This is a genomic window from Streptomyces sp. NPDC047117, from assembly GCF_040643545.1.
Lineage (GTDB): Bacteria > Actinomycetota > Actinomycetes > Streptomycetales > Streptomycetaceae > Streptomyces.
In genome coordinates this window covers 516748-531319 of record NZ_JBEYUN010000001.1, presented here as the reverse complement: position 1 = coordinate 531319, position 14572 = coordinate 516748, and the positions used below count along the sequence as shown (strand labels likewise).

Below are 14572 nucleotides of genomic sequence, written 5' to 3'. Positions count from 1 at the left end.
AGGACCGTCTCACTGTCGGCGTCGATGCCTGACCGGCGCCTCAGAAGCCGGACGAAGGAAGGCCCCGCGTCACGGGGTGCAAGCGACGACGCTGAGGGAGCTGTACTCACAGATGAGCAGGCTCACCTGGCTGCCGGTGCCCAGGTCGCCGGTGGCCTCCTCGGCCGGGGTGTCCATCGCCTGAAGATCCAGAAGCGCCATGACGGTTACCTTTCTGGGGAGAGTGTTCCGGTGTGATGAGCGGTTACTTGCCTTCGGCCCCTGGCTGGGACCGGTCTGTGGGCCGCCGCAGCGGCGGGAGGAAGGGCAGGTGTGCCCGGTCGGGGCGGTGCACACTGCCGAGGGCGAGCAGACACCCGGCGGTGCCGGTGGACAGGTCCATCGACAGCCGGGACAGCTGCTCCCCGGGGAACGCGAGCTCCCCCTGCCGGGGAATCGCGTGCCAGGCGAGAAGTTCCGAGAGCCGGCGTAGGTCCTCGCGCAGGCCGTCACCGGGCGTGGCGGTGCGGGCGAGATGCAGGATCAGCCCCGCCACGCCCCTGAACAGCCCCGGCTGGATGTAGAAGGAGGAGCGCGCCGCCTGGAGGATCTCCGCGCGTGCCGTCGCGAACTCCTCGTCCGCCCGGTGGAGGAGGTAGTCGTCGAGGACCGTGCCGATGCCCACGCTGCCGCCGCCGAGGTACGGCATCGTACGGCGGGCCTCGCGGACCAGCAGCGCCCCTCGATCCTCGTCGCGGACACAATGGGCGAGGTCCCTGCGCAGCGCTGTCGCCGCGGCGTCCAGGAGCGCGGTGTCCTGGTAGCACTCGTACAGGCGGATGAAGAGCAGCGCGGCCCCGGACGCACCGTGCAGCAGCCCTGCGCGCGCGTTCTTCGCGGGTGTGCCGGAAAGCCGGCGGGCAGTCAGCTCGGCGCAGCGCACCGCCGTCTTCTGGAGTGCCTCCTCCCCGAGGAGCTGGGACAGTTCCAGCAGGGAGAGGCCGACCCCGGCCAGCCCGGAGTGCAGATCGGCGTTCAGCCCGTCCAGCGGCTGCCGGGCCACCAGGTCGGCGAGTTCACCGGCCGCCGTGCGATGGCCCAGCCGCGCCAGGGCCCAGGCCACACCGGACAACCCGTCGTAGAAGCCCACCGGCGACCCGGACTCGGGCTCCTTGCTGCGCCGCAGCAGCCACTCCTCGCCCTCTTCGCAGCGGACGCCCGCGCTCTGCAGCGCGTACAGGACGCCCGCGGTGCCGTAGCCGAACGACTGGCCGCCGCACGGCGAGGAGAACTGGGCGATGTCGCCCGGGAAGAAGCGGTCGTCCCGCAGCGGTGTGGCGGAGCCGAGGACGGCCCGCACCAGCGAGTCCCGGCTCGCTGGCCAGTTGTCCGGACGCACCGGAAGGTACGCAGGCCGTTCGGGCGCCCCTGCGGGCGCGGGCGGGATACCGGTGATCTCCGCGACCGCCTGGTCCAGGAGCTCGCGCCGTACTGGATAACGGTCGGCGATGATCTCCGCCAGATGACCGGCCTTCGCCGGGTCGAGCGGGAAGAGCGTGGTGAGGGGCACGAAAAGCGCCAGCCTCAGGCAGGCCAGTGCGTACCGGTCGATCGCCTTGCCGCGGCGGTCGGCGGGAGCGACGAACGCGGGGTTGGCCACCACCTGCCGCCGGTTCTCCTCGGCCGGTGTGGCGGCCTCGAAATCCAGGAGGGTGACCGAGGACTCGTCCGGCGAGACCATCACATTGCTCATGTGCAGGTCCCCGAAGACCAGGCCGCGGTCGTTCACCTGCCGCACCGCCCGCTCGACCAGCCGGTACAGCCGCTCCGCCCACTCCGTGTGCGCGGCGAGCCGGTCGGGCTGCGGATCGGCCTCGGAAAGGGGGAATCTTCGGGCGAAGAGGGTGTTGAGCGTGGTGCCCTCGATGTACTCCAGCACCATGAAGCAGTGCTCGCCGAGGGTGAAGGAGTCCTGTACCCGAGGGACGCAGTCCAGACCGTCCAGCCGCTCCAGCGCCTGCTGTTCACGCCGTAACCGGGCCACCGCATCGGCGCCGTCGGCGGCCAGCCCGGCATGCGGGCGGCCCTCCTTGAGGACCACCGGACGGCCGGTGCGCCGGTCGCGCGCCGCGTAGACGCCGCCACCGTTGGAGAAGTGCAGTGCCCGTTCGACCGTATAAGGCAGGTCGGCCAGGCTGTCCGCGGAGCGCGCCGCCAGGTGCGGCGCGAGGAACTCCGGGGGAGTCACCCATTCCGGCAGCCGGAAGACCGGCCCGCGCGGATCGGGTACGAGCTTTCCCTCCGGGTCCGCCACGGCGGGGACGAGCCCACCGTCGTCGGCGTGGCAGTACCGCCGGGCGAACGCGCCGTAGCGCAGGTGCACCGGACCGTCGCCCCAGCGCAGATCGCTCAGGATGTACGGGCCCTCCTCGCCGGCCAGCAGCCGGTCCAGCTCCCGCGCCGAGTCCTCGCACCGCCGCTCGTCCTCGGGGTACACCGTGAGGAACTTGCCGCTGCCCGCACGGTCGGCGTACTTGGCGTTCTTGATGTGCAGCAGATAGCGGCTGGGTACGAACTTGAAGGCGAGCCGCTGCGCGAAGCAGTACTCCGCGGCCTTCCGCAGCACCGTGCCGGCGTTGTCCGGCCCCGCCGAGACATGGATCTTCCACCCCTGTGCGGGGAGCCGTATGCCGGCCGGCGAGAACGCCGTCCAGTCGCCATTGTCCAGCCGCTCCCACCCCGGTGGCAGCGCGAGGCCCGCCTTCTGCTCGAAGAGGGTGCCGCGCTCCCGTTCCCCCGCCACCCGGCGTGGCGCGTCGTAGAACCAACGGTCGGCGTCACAGTAGACGGCGTACTCCGGATTCACATCCACCCCCCGCGTCATCGATCGCTCGCTGTCGGTGGCCGGGCGGCGCGGTGTGCTTCAGCTCCGTCCCCGGCGCACCGACGTTCTCATGACGACAGTGAGCACCAACAGTCGCAAACGTCACGTGAGTTATGTGTGAAACGCATATGCCTGCGGGACGGTCCCCTTGGCCCGCGGTCCGCGTCGTAGCGTCGGAACCCCCGGTGAGCGGGGCCTCCCACCTGCCCACCGGGGCCGTCCTGCTCAGCGACGCGGCCGCGGCCTCAGCGGACCGTTCGGGGTTCACGTACCCCTTGGCTCCGGCGTAGGAGTTGTCGACCCTGGCGGTACCGGCCGCCCTCGCACCGCAGGCTTACGCACGCACGTGACATGTCCCCGATCCTGTGAGGAGCGTCCGCATGCGCAGATCCGCGCTCGCCCGACCGATCACCCTGTTACTCGGTACCACCCTCGTCGCCCTCGCCGCGGCCGTGCCCGCCGAGGCCGGCGGGCACGGCGCCACCGCACTGCCCGCCGTCCCGCCCCGGGCCGAGACGGCCGCGCTGTACGACGACGAGGCGGGCGGCAACGCCGACGCGGACGACCCGGCGATCTGGCGGAACGCCGCGGCACCCGCACGCAGCCTGGTGATCGCCACGGCCAAGGAGGGCGGACTGCGGGTCTACGACCTCGACGCCAGGCCCGTGCAGGCTGTCCCCGCACCGCCAGCGCCGGAACCGGACGACGCCCCGGGGCGCTTCAACAACGTGGACCTCGTGCACGGCCTGCGTCTGCCGTCCGGCCGTACCGACCTGGCCATGACCACCGACCGCGGTCACGACACCCTGCGCATCTACCGCATCGACCGCGACCGGCCGGGCGGCCCGCTCAGCGACGTCACCGACCCCGCCGCACCGCCGGTGTTCTCGGCGGACCAGGACGAGGTCAACGCGCAGCAGACCGCTTACGGCCTGGCCACCTGGACCGACACCGCGACCGGCCGGTCGTACGCGCTCGTCAGCCGGCGCAACCGCACCACCCTCGCGCTGCTGGAGCTGACCGCCACAGCGCACGGCAAGGTCGGTTATCACCGGGTCCGCACGCTGGACCTGCCCGCCGCCTCCCGGCTTCCCAACGGCGACTCGTGGACGCCCTGCGCAGAGCCCGGCGAGCTTCCCCAGGTCGAGGGCATGGTCGTGGACCCGGGCGACAACACTCTCTACGCGGGCCAGGAGGACGTGGGGATCTGGCGGCTGCCGGCCGACCTCACCGCGAAGCCGCAACTCGTCGACAAGGTCCGCGAGTACGGTGTGCCCGGCCGGTACGACCCGGAGACCGAGGAGTGCACCCCGGGTGACGACCCCGGCTACGGCGGCACCCGGCTCTCCGCCGACGTCGAGGGGCTGACGCTGCTCACCGAGCCCGACGGGGACGGTCACCTGCTCGCCTCCAGCCAGGGCGACAACACCTTCGCCGTGTACGACCGCGAGCGGAGCGACGACAACGAGTACGAGGGCGGCTTCCGGATCACCGCCGCCTCGCCGGACCTCGACGGCTCCGAGGAGTGCGACGGCGCCGCCGCACTGAACGCGCCGCTCGGCCCCCGGTATCCGCACGGTCTGCTCGTCGTCCAGGACGGGCACGACGCCCCGGCGGACGGCGACCGCGCCGCCACCGGCTTCAAGTTCGTCGACCTCGCCGAGGTCACCGAGGCCGTCGACGACTGACCGCCCTGGCCGTACGTCTCTTCGCAGGTGTTCCGTGAGCCGTTGCGAGCTGCAACGATGCTCCTTTTTGGCACCTTCCCGCTCGGGCCACGGCCGGAGCGGGGACGCGAGGAGAAGAGGGCGACCGTGGCGCAGGCCGGACCGGAGAACGATTCCCTGCTGCGGAAGGTGCGGCTGATCCTGGCCGCCTTCGACACCGCGTCACCGGTGCTCGGCCTCTCCGAACTGGCGCGGCGTACCGGCCTCGCGAAGACCACCGCCCACCGGGTGGCCACCGAGCTGACCGACGTCGGCCTGCTGAACCGGCACGGCCGGCGCTACGTCCTCGGCTCCCTCCTCTTCGAGCTGGGACAGCGCGTCCCGCAGGCCAGGACCCTCCGCCTGAGCGCGGCGCGCTACCTGGAGGACCTGGCGCTCACCACCCGGGAGACCGCCGTGCTCGCGTTCCCCGGCGACCAGGACGTCCTCTTCGCCGAGAAGTACTTCAGCCAGCGCGGCGGCGGCGTCACGGTCACCCAGGTGGAAGGCCGGGTGCCGTTCCACTGCGGCGCTTCGGGCAAGGCGCTGCTGGCCTTCGGCGCCCCCGAGATCCACCGGCGCGTGCTGGCCGCGCCGCTGCGCCGCCGTACGCAGTGGACCATCACCGACCCGGACCGGCTCCGGGCCGAGCTGGACCGGGTGCGGCAGCAGGGCTACGCCGTCGACCGCCAGGAACTGGTCGCCGGCTACGGGGCGGTCGCCGCCCCGGTGCTCGCCTCGGGTGTCGCCGTGGCGACGCTGACCGTCGTCGGCCCGGTCGACCGCCTGGACGTCGCACGGCTCGCCCCCGTGGTCCGGCTGGCCGGCCGCGCGCTGACCCGGGACTCCGCGCACGCCACCGACTGAGCGGCGCGGGCGACCGCCGACGGCACCGCGTGGTCACCGGACGGCGCGAAGTTCCGGTCCGGTCAGCGGTCCAACGCCATTTCCTCCCTCCGAGCCGTCGCGAACAATCCCTGAGCAGCTGACCGGGGCTTCCGGTCACGGCAGCGACAGGTGGAGGCGGAGATGGCGGAGACGGGGAGCGCCCCGCGCGAAGTGCGCAGAGCGGCGGTCGCCGGCCTGGTCGGCAGTGCGCTGGAGTGGTACGACTTCTTCCTCTACGGCACGGCCGCCGCGCTGGTGTTCAACACCCTCTTCTTCCCCACCTTCGACCCGCTGGTGGGCACGATCGCCGCCTTCGGCACCAACGCGGCCGGCTTCCTCGCCAGGCCGCTGGGCGGTGCCGTCTTCGGGCACTTCGGCGACCGGCTCGGCCGCAAGTCGATGCTGGTCATCACCCTGATGATCATGGGTGTCTCGACCTTCCTGATCGGCGTCCTGCCGAGCTACGCCACCCTCGGCGTCTGGGCGCCCGTACTGCTGATGGCACTGCGGATCGTGCAGGGCATAGCGGTCGGCGGCGAGTGGGGCGGCGGCGTACTGATCGTCAGCGAGCACGCGCCGGACCACCGGCGCGGCTTCTACTCGGCCTGGAGCCAGACCGGTGTCGGCCTCGGATTCGTGCTGTGCGCCGCGGCGTACGCGGTGGTCCAGGCGACCACCAGCACCGCCTCCTTCCTCGCGTGGGGCTGGCGGATCCCGTTCCTGGCCGGCATCCTGCTCACCGTCGTCGGCCTGGTCATCCGGCTCCGGGTCATGGACACACCGGCGGCCCAAGAGACGGCAGCGGCACCGAAGCCGCCCAGGATGCCCCTCGTCGAGGTCCTCCGCACCCACCCCAGGGCCGTACTGATCGCCTTCGGCGCGCGCATCGCCGAGAACGGCGCGCTGTACATCTTCCTCACCTTCAGCCTCTCCTACGCGGACACGATCGGGCTGGACGGCGGTGTGGTGCTGGCCGCTGTCATGGTGGGCATGTTGTGCGAGTCGTTCGCGATGCCGGCCTTCGGAGCCCTCTCCGACCGCATCGGCCGCCGCCCCGTCTACCTGGGCGGCGCGGTCGGAGTGATCCTGTGGGCCTATCCGTTCTTCGCGATGTTCGACTCGCGCAATCCGGTCCTGGTGTTCGTGGCCGTGTTCGTGGCGGTCGTCCTCTGCCACGGGGCCATGATCGGCACCCAGCCGGCCTTCTTCACCGAGCTGTTCGACAGCCGGGTGCGCTACAGCGGCGTGGCCCTCGGACACGAACTCGCCTCGATGGTCGCCGGCGGATTCTCTCCCCTCGTCGCCACCGCACTGCTCGCCTGGGCGGGCGCGTCCTGGCCGATCGCACTGTTCCTCATCGGCCTGGGCGTGGTCACCGTCGTCGCCGTGGCGGCCGCCCCCGAAACCCGCCGCCGCCACCCCGAACACTGCAAGGAGGCCGCTCCCGCATGCGCGCAACCCCAGCCGTAGAAACCACCGGAGACACCGCCGCCGCACCGCCGCCCGGGCGCCTGGCACAGGACGTACTGACCCGGTACCTGGAACTCTGCGACGTGCCCCCGCCGCCGGACGCGACCGGCCGGCTGGTGGACCTGTTCACCCCGGACGCCGTGTGGGAGGGCGTCGGCCCGCTCTACAGCGCCCGGTTCGGCCGGACCACCGGCGCCGAGGCCATCGCGGAGATGGTCGCGGCCCACCTCCCGCCCCATCCGCACTTCCGCGCCAACGTGCACCTGCTCCACCCCGGTACGACATGGACCGACGGGCACACCGGCGAGGTCCGGGGCAGGTGGCTGATGCAGCAGCTGTCCCGGTACACCTCCGGCGCGGCGGAAGCCGTCGTGGCGAGGCTGGACGTGACCTTCCGCATCGAGGGGAACGCCGCCCGCATCGCGCACTTCCGTACGGAACGCCTCTTCGACGCGGAGCTGGGCCCGGCCCCGGCGGCCCCACCGCGGGAGACGGCGCGATGACCGCCCCGGACGGCCCGCGGATGACCCTCACCTGCTACCGGGACATCCGCTACTACGGCTGGCACCACGTGGACCTCTTCCTGCACGACAGCGACGGCAGGGAGCTGAACTGGGTGCACTGGGGAGCCGCCGAGGAAGGCCCGGCGGGCGCCGACGCCGCCTGCGCCGCCGTCGAACCCGCCCTGCGGCGCACCACCGAGTGGCGCCACGGCATCCGCGCCGACGGCAGCGACTACTGGACGGCCGACGCCGAATGGGACGAAGCGGCCGAACTCCATGACCCACCCACGGATCACCAAGGAATGACGCCATGAACACACCGACAGCAGCCGGCCCCGGCGACGCCGACATCGCCGGGCTGGTCCACCCCGACCGGGTGGACGTGTCCCTCTACACCGACCCGCACCTCTTCGAGCGGGAGATGGACCGCATCTTCCACCGCACCTGGGTATGGGTCGCCCACGAGAGCGAGATCCCCAAGGCGGGTGACTTCAAGACGGCGACCGTCGGCCGCCGGCCCGTGATCGTCACCCGCGACCGCCGCGGCGGCATCAACGTCCTGCTCAACCGCTGCCGGCACCGCGGCGCGAGCGTCTGCGAAACGCCCAAGGGCAACGCCAACGGCTTCACCTGCCCGTACCACGCCTGGTCGTACGCGCTCGACGGAAAGCTCCGCGGCATCCCGTACCCCGACGGCTACGAGGACGTCCTGGAGAAGAAGGACTTCCCGCTGCACCGGCTGAAGACCGACAGCTACGCGGGCATGGTCTTCGCCAGCTTCGACCCGGACGTGGAACCGCTGGCGGACTTCCTCGGCCCGGCCCGGCACTGGATGGACCTGTTCATGAAGCAGGGCGCCGGATACCCCATCAAGGTGCAGGGCGAGCACAAGTTCCGCTTCCGCGGCAACTGGAAGATCCAGCTGGAGAACACCACCGACGGCTACCACTTCCCGATCGTGCACCGGTCGTGGATGTCGTCGGTGGACGCCGAGACCGCGAGCATGCTGTCCTTCATGACCGACGAGAAGGCCGTCACGCACTCTCTCGGCAACGGGCACAGCGTCATGATCATGGTGCCCGAACACGTCGACCTCGACGCGGACGACGGCACCGAACAGCTCCAGGAGCGCTTCAGCCACCTCGTCGAGGAGCTGTCGCGGGACTTCGAACCGGCGAAGGTGCGGCGCCTCGTACGCTCCATGCACGGCGCCGGCTTCAACCTCAACCTGTTCCCGAACGTGGCCATGTCGATGTCCTTCTTCCGGGTACTGCGTCCGATCTCCGCGACCGAGACGGAGATCCGGCACCTGGCGCTGGGGCTCGACGGCGGCCCGGAGAGCGTCAACCGCGAACGGCTGCGGATCCATGAGCACTTCCAGGGCCCCTTCGGCTTCGGCAGCCCCGACGACTCCGAGGCCTGGGACCGGGTGCAGCGCGGCGCGGCGGCCGGCCCCGGCCTGCCGATCCTGGTCAACCGCGGCCTGTCCCGGGAGCGCGACGACCAGCGGGACGACGGCAAGGGACGCGTCTCCCACGCCACCGACGAGACCGGCATGCGCGAGGCGTACGCGATGTGGAAGGCGATGATGACCGATGCCCGCTGAGACCGGACCCGTCCTCGGCACCCCGTTCCTCACCGACCCGCGCACCGCCGCGGCGATACAACTGGTCTGGTACGAAGCGGAGTTGCTGGACCGCAAGGAGTACCACGCATGGGACCGACTGTGGGCGCCGGGAGGCCACTACGTGATTCCCGTCGACCCTCGGGCCGAGGACTTCGCCGCCACGCTCAACATGGTCTACGACGACGACCGGATGCGCCGGATGCGGATCGAGCGGCTGACCTCCGGCAACTCGATCTCGGCGACCGCCGCAGCGCGCACCGTCCGGACGCTGTCCCGGTTCGTCGTGGAGGACAGCGACGAGGACACCGTACGGCTCGGCTCGGCGCAGGTCCTGGTCGGCCACCGGCGCGAGGAGACGTTCGTACTCGCCGCCGACGTGACGCACCGCATCCGGCTGGACGGGCCCGAGCCGCTGATCGAGGAGAAGGTCGTCCGGCTGGTCAACTCCGAGGACGCCGTCAACGCGTCCGGCTTCCTGCTGTAGGCGGGAGAGAACACACGATGATCAGCACCACGGTCAGCGAGATCACCGCCGAGACCGGGGCGGTGAAGGTCTTCCGGCTGCGGCGCAGCGACGGCCGCCCCTTCGCACCGTACGAGGCCGGGGCACATGTGGACGTGCTGGGGCCGAGCGGCATCACCCGGCAGTTCTCACTGTGCGGACCGCCCGACGACACCGGTTCCCACCTCATCGCGGTCAAGCGCGAGGACCCCTCCCGAGGCGGCTCCGCCGCCCTGCACGACGACGTCAGCATGGGCGACGAACTCCTCATCAGCCAGCCCCGCAACCTCTTCCGGCTCGCCCCCGCCGCCACCCGGCACCTCCTGATCGCGGCCGGCATCGGCATCACCCCGCTGCTCGGCATGGCACACCACCTGCGGCGCGACGGCAGTCCGTACCGGCTGCACTACTTCGCCGGCGGCCGGGAGAAGGCCGCCTTCGTACCCCTCCTGGAAGGCCCGGAGTTCGCCGCCGACGTGGCGTTCCACTTCGGCCTGGCCCGCGACGCACAGCCCCCGGCGCTCGCTGACGCACTGTCGGAAGCGGACGCCGGCACGCACGTCTACACCTGCGGTCCCAAGGAGTTCATGCACCGCGTCGTCGAGATGGCGACCCGCACCCTGCCCGAGGACCAGGTCCACGTCGAACACTTCCAGCCCCTGGAGCCGACGGCCGACAGCGGGGACGCGTTCGAGGTGGAACTGGACACGGGAGAGGTGTTCCACGTCCCGCCCGGCCGCAGCATCGTCGAGGTGCTGGCGGACGCCGGCATCGACATCGACACCTCGTGCCGCGAGGGCATCTGCGGCACCTGTGTGCTCCCGGTGCTCGACGGCGTGCCGGACCACCGCGACAACTGCCTGACCCGCAAGGAGAAGGCGGCCGGCGACCAGATCGCGACCTGCGTCTCCCGCGCCAGGACGGGCCGCCTCGTACTGGAGCTGTGACCGAGCCATGGGAAAGGAACCACCACACATGTCGGCAGTACGGCACGGCCCCACCCTCTCTGCGCTCGCGGCGGGGACGGCCACGGGCGCACTGAGCGCGAACGACGCGGTCACCGGCGCGCTGGACCGGCTGGACGAGACCGAACCGCACATCAGCGCATGGGTACGCGTGGACCGGGACGGGGCCCTGCGCGCCGCCGGGCAGCTCGACAGCGCACCGGCGAAGGGGCCGCTCCACGGCATCCCGTTCGGCGTCAAGGACATCATCGACGTCGGCGGGCTGCCGACCGAATGCGGATCGCCGCTGCGCCGGGGCCGGACGGCGGCGGCCGACGCGCCGCTGGTCGCCCGGCTCCGGCAGCTCGGCGCGGTGCCCCTGGGCAAGACGGTCACCACCGAGTTCGCCTACTTCGCGCCCGGCCCCACCAGGAACCCGCACGACTTCGCACACACACCGGGCGGCTCCTCCAGCGGTTCGGCGGCCGCCGTCGCGGCGGGCGTGGTGCCCCTCGCCCTCGGCAGCCAGACCGCCGGCTCGCTGACCCGGCCGGCCGCCTACTGCGGTGTCGCGGGCTTCGTGGCACCGGCCGGGGGATCCCTCGACACCACCGGATTCGTGGGCCTGTCACCCTCCCTCGACACGGTCGGCCTGCTCACCCCGACCGTCGCCGACCTGCGCCTCGCCCACCGGGCACTGACCGGGGGACACGGGCCCGCCGACCCGCCCGAACCGCCGGCCCGGCCGAGGATCGCGGTGTGGCAGGGCACCGAACTGGCCGAGGTCTCCGCCGACATGCGTACGGCCCTGCACCGGACCGCCGAGCAGGCCGCCGCCCGCGGCGCGGAGCTGGTGGACATCGACTGGGCGGCACGCACCCCCGGCCTCGCCGAGGCGCACGCCACCGTCATGGCGTACGAGGCCGCCCGCGCGCTGGCCGACGAAGCCGCGACGCCGGACCGGCTGAGCGCACCCCTCAACCAGCTCCTCGCGGACGGCCGCATCATTCCGGAGACGGCGTACCGGCACGCCCGGTCCGTCGCCGAGCGGGGCCGCGCCGAGCTGCTGACGCTGCTCACCGAGGTGGACGCCGTCCTCGGCCCGGCTGCCCCCGGCGCCGCGCCACGGGGCCTGGCAGCCACCGGATCGCCGGTGCTGAGCCGGCCGTGGCAGCTCCTCGGCCTGCCGGTGGTGACCGTACCGGGCCACCGGGACGGCCGGTGCATGCCGCTGGGGCTGCAGCTCGTCGGACACCCCGACCGGCTCGAAGAGCTCTTCACGCTCGGCCACGCCGTCGAGCAGTCCGCCCGCGACGCCGCACCGGCCCGTTCCGCCGGGGACCCCGCCCCATAGGATCGCCGGAGGCCGCACGCACCGCACACGACCCGGCGCCCCCCCCGGCACGCCGGGTCGGCCACCGAGAAGCACAAGAGGTTCGACATGCTGGTATCCCGCCTGCACACCTGGGGCACGACCGTCGAGATCGAGGAGACGGCGCGGCCCGGGACGGCGCCGGACGGCGAGGCCGTGGTCGCCATGGAAGCCGCCGCGGTCACCCACCTGGACCTCACCGTGATGTCCGGCACCTTCGCCTACCGCCCCGAGCTGCCCTTCACCCCCGGCACGGCCGGCACCGGCACGGTGCTCGCGGGCGACCCGTCGCTCGTGGGCGAGCGGGTGCTGATCCGCGGTGGCGGCATCGGCCTGGAGCGTCCGGGCACCTGGGCCGAACAGGTCGTCCTCCCGTCGTCGGCGCTGCGCCCGATCCCCGCCGGTGTCGACGCGGCGCTGGCCGCCACCTGCCACTCGCCCCTGGCCACGGCGTGGGCGGCCGCCGACCCGGTCGGCCGGGTACGCGCCGGCGAACGGGTCCTGGTCACCGGGCCGGCGGGCGGTGTGGGCTCGCTGACCGTACAGCTGGCCGCGCGGGCCGGTGGGCATGTCATCGCCCTCGTACGCACCGAGAAGGAAGCGGAGAGCGTGCCCGCCGCCGCGGCCGAGGTCGTGGTGGGGCGGGACGCCGGTACGGTGCGGCGCCTCGCGGCGGACGGCGGGATCGATGTGGTGCTGGACACCGTGGGCGGCGACACCGTCCCGGCCCTCCTGCCCGCCATGAAGCCCGGCGGCCGGGTCGTGATGATCGGCTACGTCGCCGGCAAGACCCTCACCGTCGACCTGCCCAACCTGCTGGCCGCCGACGTGAGCCTGCTGCCGATGAACATGGTCCGCCGCCATGTCCCCGACGAGGTGTTCGCCACCCTGCTGGCCGAGCTCGGCGACGGCACGCTGCGGCTGAACGCCAGCACGTACCCCTTCGCCGAACTGAACCGTGCGCTGGCGGCCCGTACCGCCGGCGGTGTCTCGGGCACGGTCGCGGTCCTCATGTGAGGCACCGGAAGGTGAGGTCCGAATGGAGGTCCCGAATGTGAGGCCCCGTACGGGCCTCTCCGCAGCATTTCCGCGCATTACCACGACGTCGCTCCGCTGGTCTACAGTGGCGGACGGGTTCTTCGACATCTCGCAGCCGGCTTCTTTGCCCTGGTGAAACCTTCGGACCCGTTTCCCTCCCCTCTGAAGAACCCCTCTTCTCCGTTTTCAGGAGCATCGTCATGACCCACGACGCCTCGGCGCCGTTGTACGGCAGCGCGGTCGCGAAGGTCGAGCCCTTCGGGGTCGATCACATTCCCGAGAGTGAACGACACGGCAAATCCAGTTCACAGTTCTTCGTGTGGTTCGCCGCCGGACTGAACTTCCCGATCATCCTGCTGGGATTCAGTGCGGCCGGCTTCGGACTGAGCTTCGGTGCCGCGGTCGCCGCGATCGTGGCCGGTGCCGCGGTGGGTGCCGTACTGATGGCCGTGATGTCCCGCATGGGCGTACGGCTGGGTGTGCCGCAGCAGATCCAGGCGCGCGGCCCGCTCGGCTTCTTCGGCAACTTCCTGCCCGTCGCCTACATCAACGTCTTCGCCGGCGTCGGCTGGGCGGCCGTCACCGTCATCCTCGGCGGCAAGGCGTTCGCCGAGCTGACCCATCTGCCCTTCTGGGCCTGCGCGTTGATGCTGACCGCGGTCGAAGTGGTGGTGGCCGTCTACGGCTACAACATGATCAACTTCCTGCAGCGGATGCTGACCTACGTCCTCACCCCGCTGTTCCTGCTCATCACCGTCGTGGCGCTGGTGCGCGGCGCCGGCACCTTCGAGGCCAACCCGCACGCCTCCGGTTATCTGGGCGCCACCGGCGGCTGGATCACCTTCGGTGCCGGCTTCCTCTCCTTCCTCGTCGCCTGGGCGCCCTTCGCCTCGGACTACTCGCGCTACCTGCCCGACGACCCGAAGGTCGTGCGGCGTACGACCCTGTACACCGGGCTCGGCAACTTCGTCACCATCTGCTGGCTCGGCATCCTGGGCGTCCTGGTGGGCGGCCACGCCACCAGCGCGGACTCCATCACCGCGCTGCACCAGCTGGCCGGGCCGTTCGCCGTGCCCGCACTGATCGCGATCACCCTCTCCGCGCTCGCGCAGAACTTCCTCAACGTCTACGGCGGCGCGATCTCCGTCCAGACCCTCAAGATCCCCGTCAGCCGCACCCAGGCCGTCGTCGTCATCTGCGCGCTGGCCTACGTGATCAGCCTGTGGGGCGAGGCCGGCACCGAGGACAAGTTCGCGGTCTTCCTCAACCTCACCGCGTACTTCATCGCGCCCTTCGCCACCGTGCTGCTGCTCGACTACTACCTGGGCGGCCGCAACGACCCGGCCCGCATCGCCGAACTGTACGACCGCAAGCGGGTGTTGAACTGGGGACTCGTCGCCTGGGCGGGCGGCGTGCTGGCCTCGGTGCCGTTCTGGCGGTCCACCCTCTTCACCGGCCCGTTCGCGGCCGAGTTCCCGCACATGGGCGACCTGAGCATGTTCGTCGCGGCCGGCGCCGCCGCGCTCCTGTACCTCCTGACGTACCGGCTGAAGCCGCTGTGGGCGCGGGACGCCGGCACGCCCGCACCGGCGCAGCCGGCGGCGGAGACGGCGGCGGAGACGGTCTGAACGGTCTTCCGGCGGCCGGTTGAGGGGCCGG

Annotated in this window: 13 protein-coding genes; 11 read left to right on the top strand and 2 right to left on the bottom strand. The window is 71.8% G+C overall.

Annotated elements, in window-relative coordinates:
• Positions 1-69 precede the first annotated feature (69 nt).
• Together ABZ840_RS02490 and lanKC are read right to left on the bottom strand one after the other, a co-directional pair.
• Positions 70-201 carry a SapB/AmfS family lanthipeptide gene (locus ABZ840_RS02490; protein WP_361551950.1) on the bottom strand — a complete coding sequence of 44 codons (132 nt, stop codon included), beginning with the start codon at positions 199-201 and terminating at the stop codon, positions 70-72.
• Between the two features lie 43 nt (positions 202-244).
• On the bottom strand, positions 245-2845 hold the full coding sequence (gene lanKC, locus ABZ840_RS02485; RefSeq protein WP_361552390.1) for a class III lanthionine synthetase LanKC: 2601 nt from the start codon (positions 2843-2845) through the stop codon (positions 245-247).
• Positions 2846-3243: 398 nt separating this feature from the next.
• Here lanKC and ABZ840_RS02480 point away from each other — a divergent pair, with 398 nt between their 5' ends.
• From ABZ840_RS02480 to ABZ840_RS02430, 11 genes are all read left to right on the top strand, one after another.
• Positions 3244-4551 (top strand): phytase, encoded by a 1308-nt coding sequence (locus ABZ840_RS02480; RefSeq protein ID WP_361551947.1) that lies wholly within the window; start codon positions 3244-3246, stop codon positions 4549-4551.
• A 126-nt stretch (positions 4552-4677) separates the two neighbouring features.
• Entirely contained in the window at positions 4678-5436 is a 759-nt protein-coding gene (locus ABZ840_RS02475; protein ID WP_361551944.1) for an IclR family transcriptional regulator, read from the top strand.
• A 162-nt stretch (positions 5437-5598) separates the two neighbouring features.
• Positions 5599-6927, top strand: coding sequence for an MFS transporter (locus ABZ840_RS02470; RefSeq protein WP_361551941.1), 1329 nt, complete (start codon positions 5599-5601; stop codon positions 6925-6927).
• A complete protein-coding gene (locus ABZ840_RS02465) occupies positions 6906-7430 on the top strand; it encodes a nuclear transport factor 2 family protein (protein ID WP_361551938.1) in 525 nt (174 codons plus the stop codon). Before ABZ840_RS02470 ends, ABZ840_RS02465 begins: the two co-directional genes overlap by 22 nt.
• On the top strand, positions 7427-7744 hold the full coding sequence (locus ABZ840_RS02460) for a hypothetical protein (RefSeq protein ID WP_361551935.1): 318 nt from the start codon (positions 7427-7429) through the stop codon (positions 7742-7744). Before ABZ840_RS02465 ends, ABZ840_RS02460 begins: the two co-directional genes overlap by 4 nt.
• Positions 7741-9036 (top strand): aromatic ring-hydroxylating dioxygenase subunit alpha, encoded by a 1296-nt coding sequence (locus ABZ840_RS02455; protein WP_361551932.1) that lies wholly within the window; start codon positions 7741-7743, stop codon positions 9034-9036. Before ABZ840_RS02460 ends, ABZ840_RS02455 begins: the two co-directional genes overlap by 4 nt.
• The gene (locus ABZ840_RS02450) at positions 9026-9541 is read left to right on the top strand and encodes an aromatic-ring-hydroxylating dioxygenase subunit beta (protein WP_361551929.1); all 516 of its coding nucleotides are present in this window, start codon (positions 9026-9028) and stop codon (positions 9539-9541) included. Before ABZ840_RS02455 ends, ABZ840_RS02450 begins: the two co-directional genes overlap by 11 nt.
• 17 nt (positions 9542-9558) lie before the next feature.
• Complete coding sequence (locus tag ABZ840_RS02445; protein ID WP_361551926.1) at positions 9559-10506, top strand: PDR/VanB family oxidoreductase; 948 nt, start codon at positions 9559-9561, stop codon at positions 10504-10506.
• Between the two features lie 28 nt (positions 10507-10534).
• A complete protein-coding gene (locus ABZ840_RS02440; RefSeq protein ID WP_361551923.1) occupies positions 10535-11857 on the top strand; it encodes an amidase in 1323 nt (440 codons plus the stop codon).
• 87 nt (positions 11858-11944) lie between these two features.
• Positions 11945-12892 (top strand): zinc-binding alcohol dehydrogenase family protein, encoded by a 948-nt coding sequence (locus ABZ840_RS02435; protein ID WP_361551920.1) that lies wholly within the window; start codon positions 11945-11947, stop codon positions 12890-12892.
• 221 nt (positions 12893-13113) lie between these two features.
• Positions 13114-14541, top strand: coding sequence for a cytosine permease (locus ABZ840_RS02430; protein ID WP_361551917.1), 1428 nt, complete (start codon positions 13114-13116; stop codon positions 14539-14541).
• The last annotated feature ends 31 nt before the right edge of the window (positions 14542-14572 follow it).

Coding starts and splice junctions, on each gene's coding strand:
- ABZ840_RS02490 (WP_361551950.1), bottom strand. CDS start 201: ATGGCGCTTCTGGATCTTCAGGCGATGGACACCCCGGCCGAGGAGGCC.
- ABZ840_RS02480 (WP_361551947.1), top strand. CDS start 3,244: ATGCGCAGATCCGCGCTCGCCCGACCGATCACCCTGTTACTCGGTACC.
- ABZ840_RS02470 (WP_361551941.1), top strand. CDS start 5,599: ATGGCGGAGACGGGGAGCGCCCCGCGCGAAGTGCGCAGAGCGGCGGTC.
- ABZ840_RS02465 (WP_361551938.1), top strand. CDS start 6,906: ATGCGCGCAACCCCAGCCGTAGAAACCACCGGAGACACCGCCGCCGCA.
- ABZ840_RS02460 (WP_361551935.1), top strand. CDS start 7,427: ATGACCGCCCCGGACGGCCCGCGGATGACCCTCACCTGCTACCGGGAC.
- ABZ840_RS02455 (WP_361551932.1), top strand. CDS start 7,741: ATGAACACACCGACAGCAGCCGGCCCCGGCGACGCCGACATCGCCGGG.
- ABZ840_RS02450 (WP_361551929.1), top strand. CDS start 9,026: ATGCCCGCTGAGACCGGACCCGTCCTCGGCACCCCGTTCCTCACCGAC.
- ABZ840_RS02445 (WP_361551926.1), top strand. CDS start 9,559: ATGATCAGCACCACGGTCAGCGAGATCACCGCCGAGACCGGGGCGGTG.
- ABZ840_RS02440 (WP_361551923.1), top strand. CDS start 10,535: ATGTCGGCAGTACGGCACGGCCCCACCCTCTCTGCGCTCGCGGCGGGG.
- ABZ840_RS02435 (WP_361551920.1), top strand. CDS start 11,945: ATGCTGGTATCCCGCCTGCACACCTGGGGCACGACCGTCGAGATCGAG.
- ABZ840_RS02430 (WP_361551917.1), top strand. CDS start 13,114: ATGACCCACGACGCCTCGGCGCCGTTGTACGGCAGCGCGGTCGCGAAG.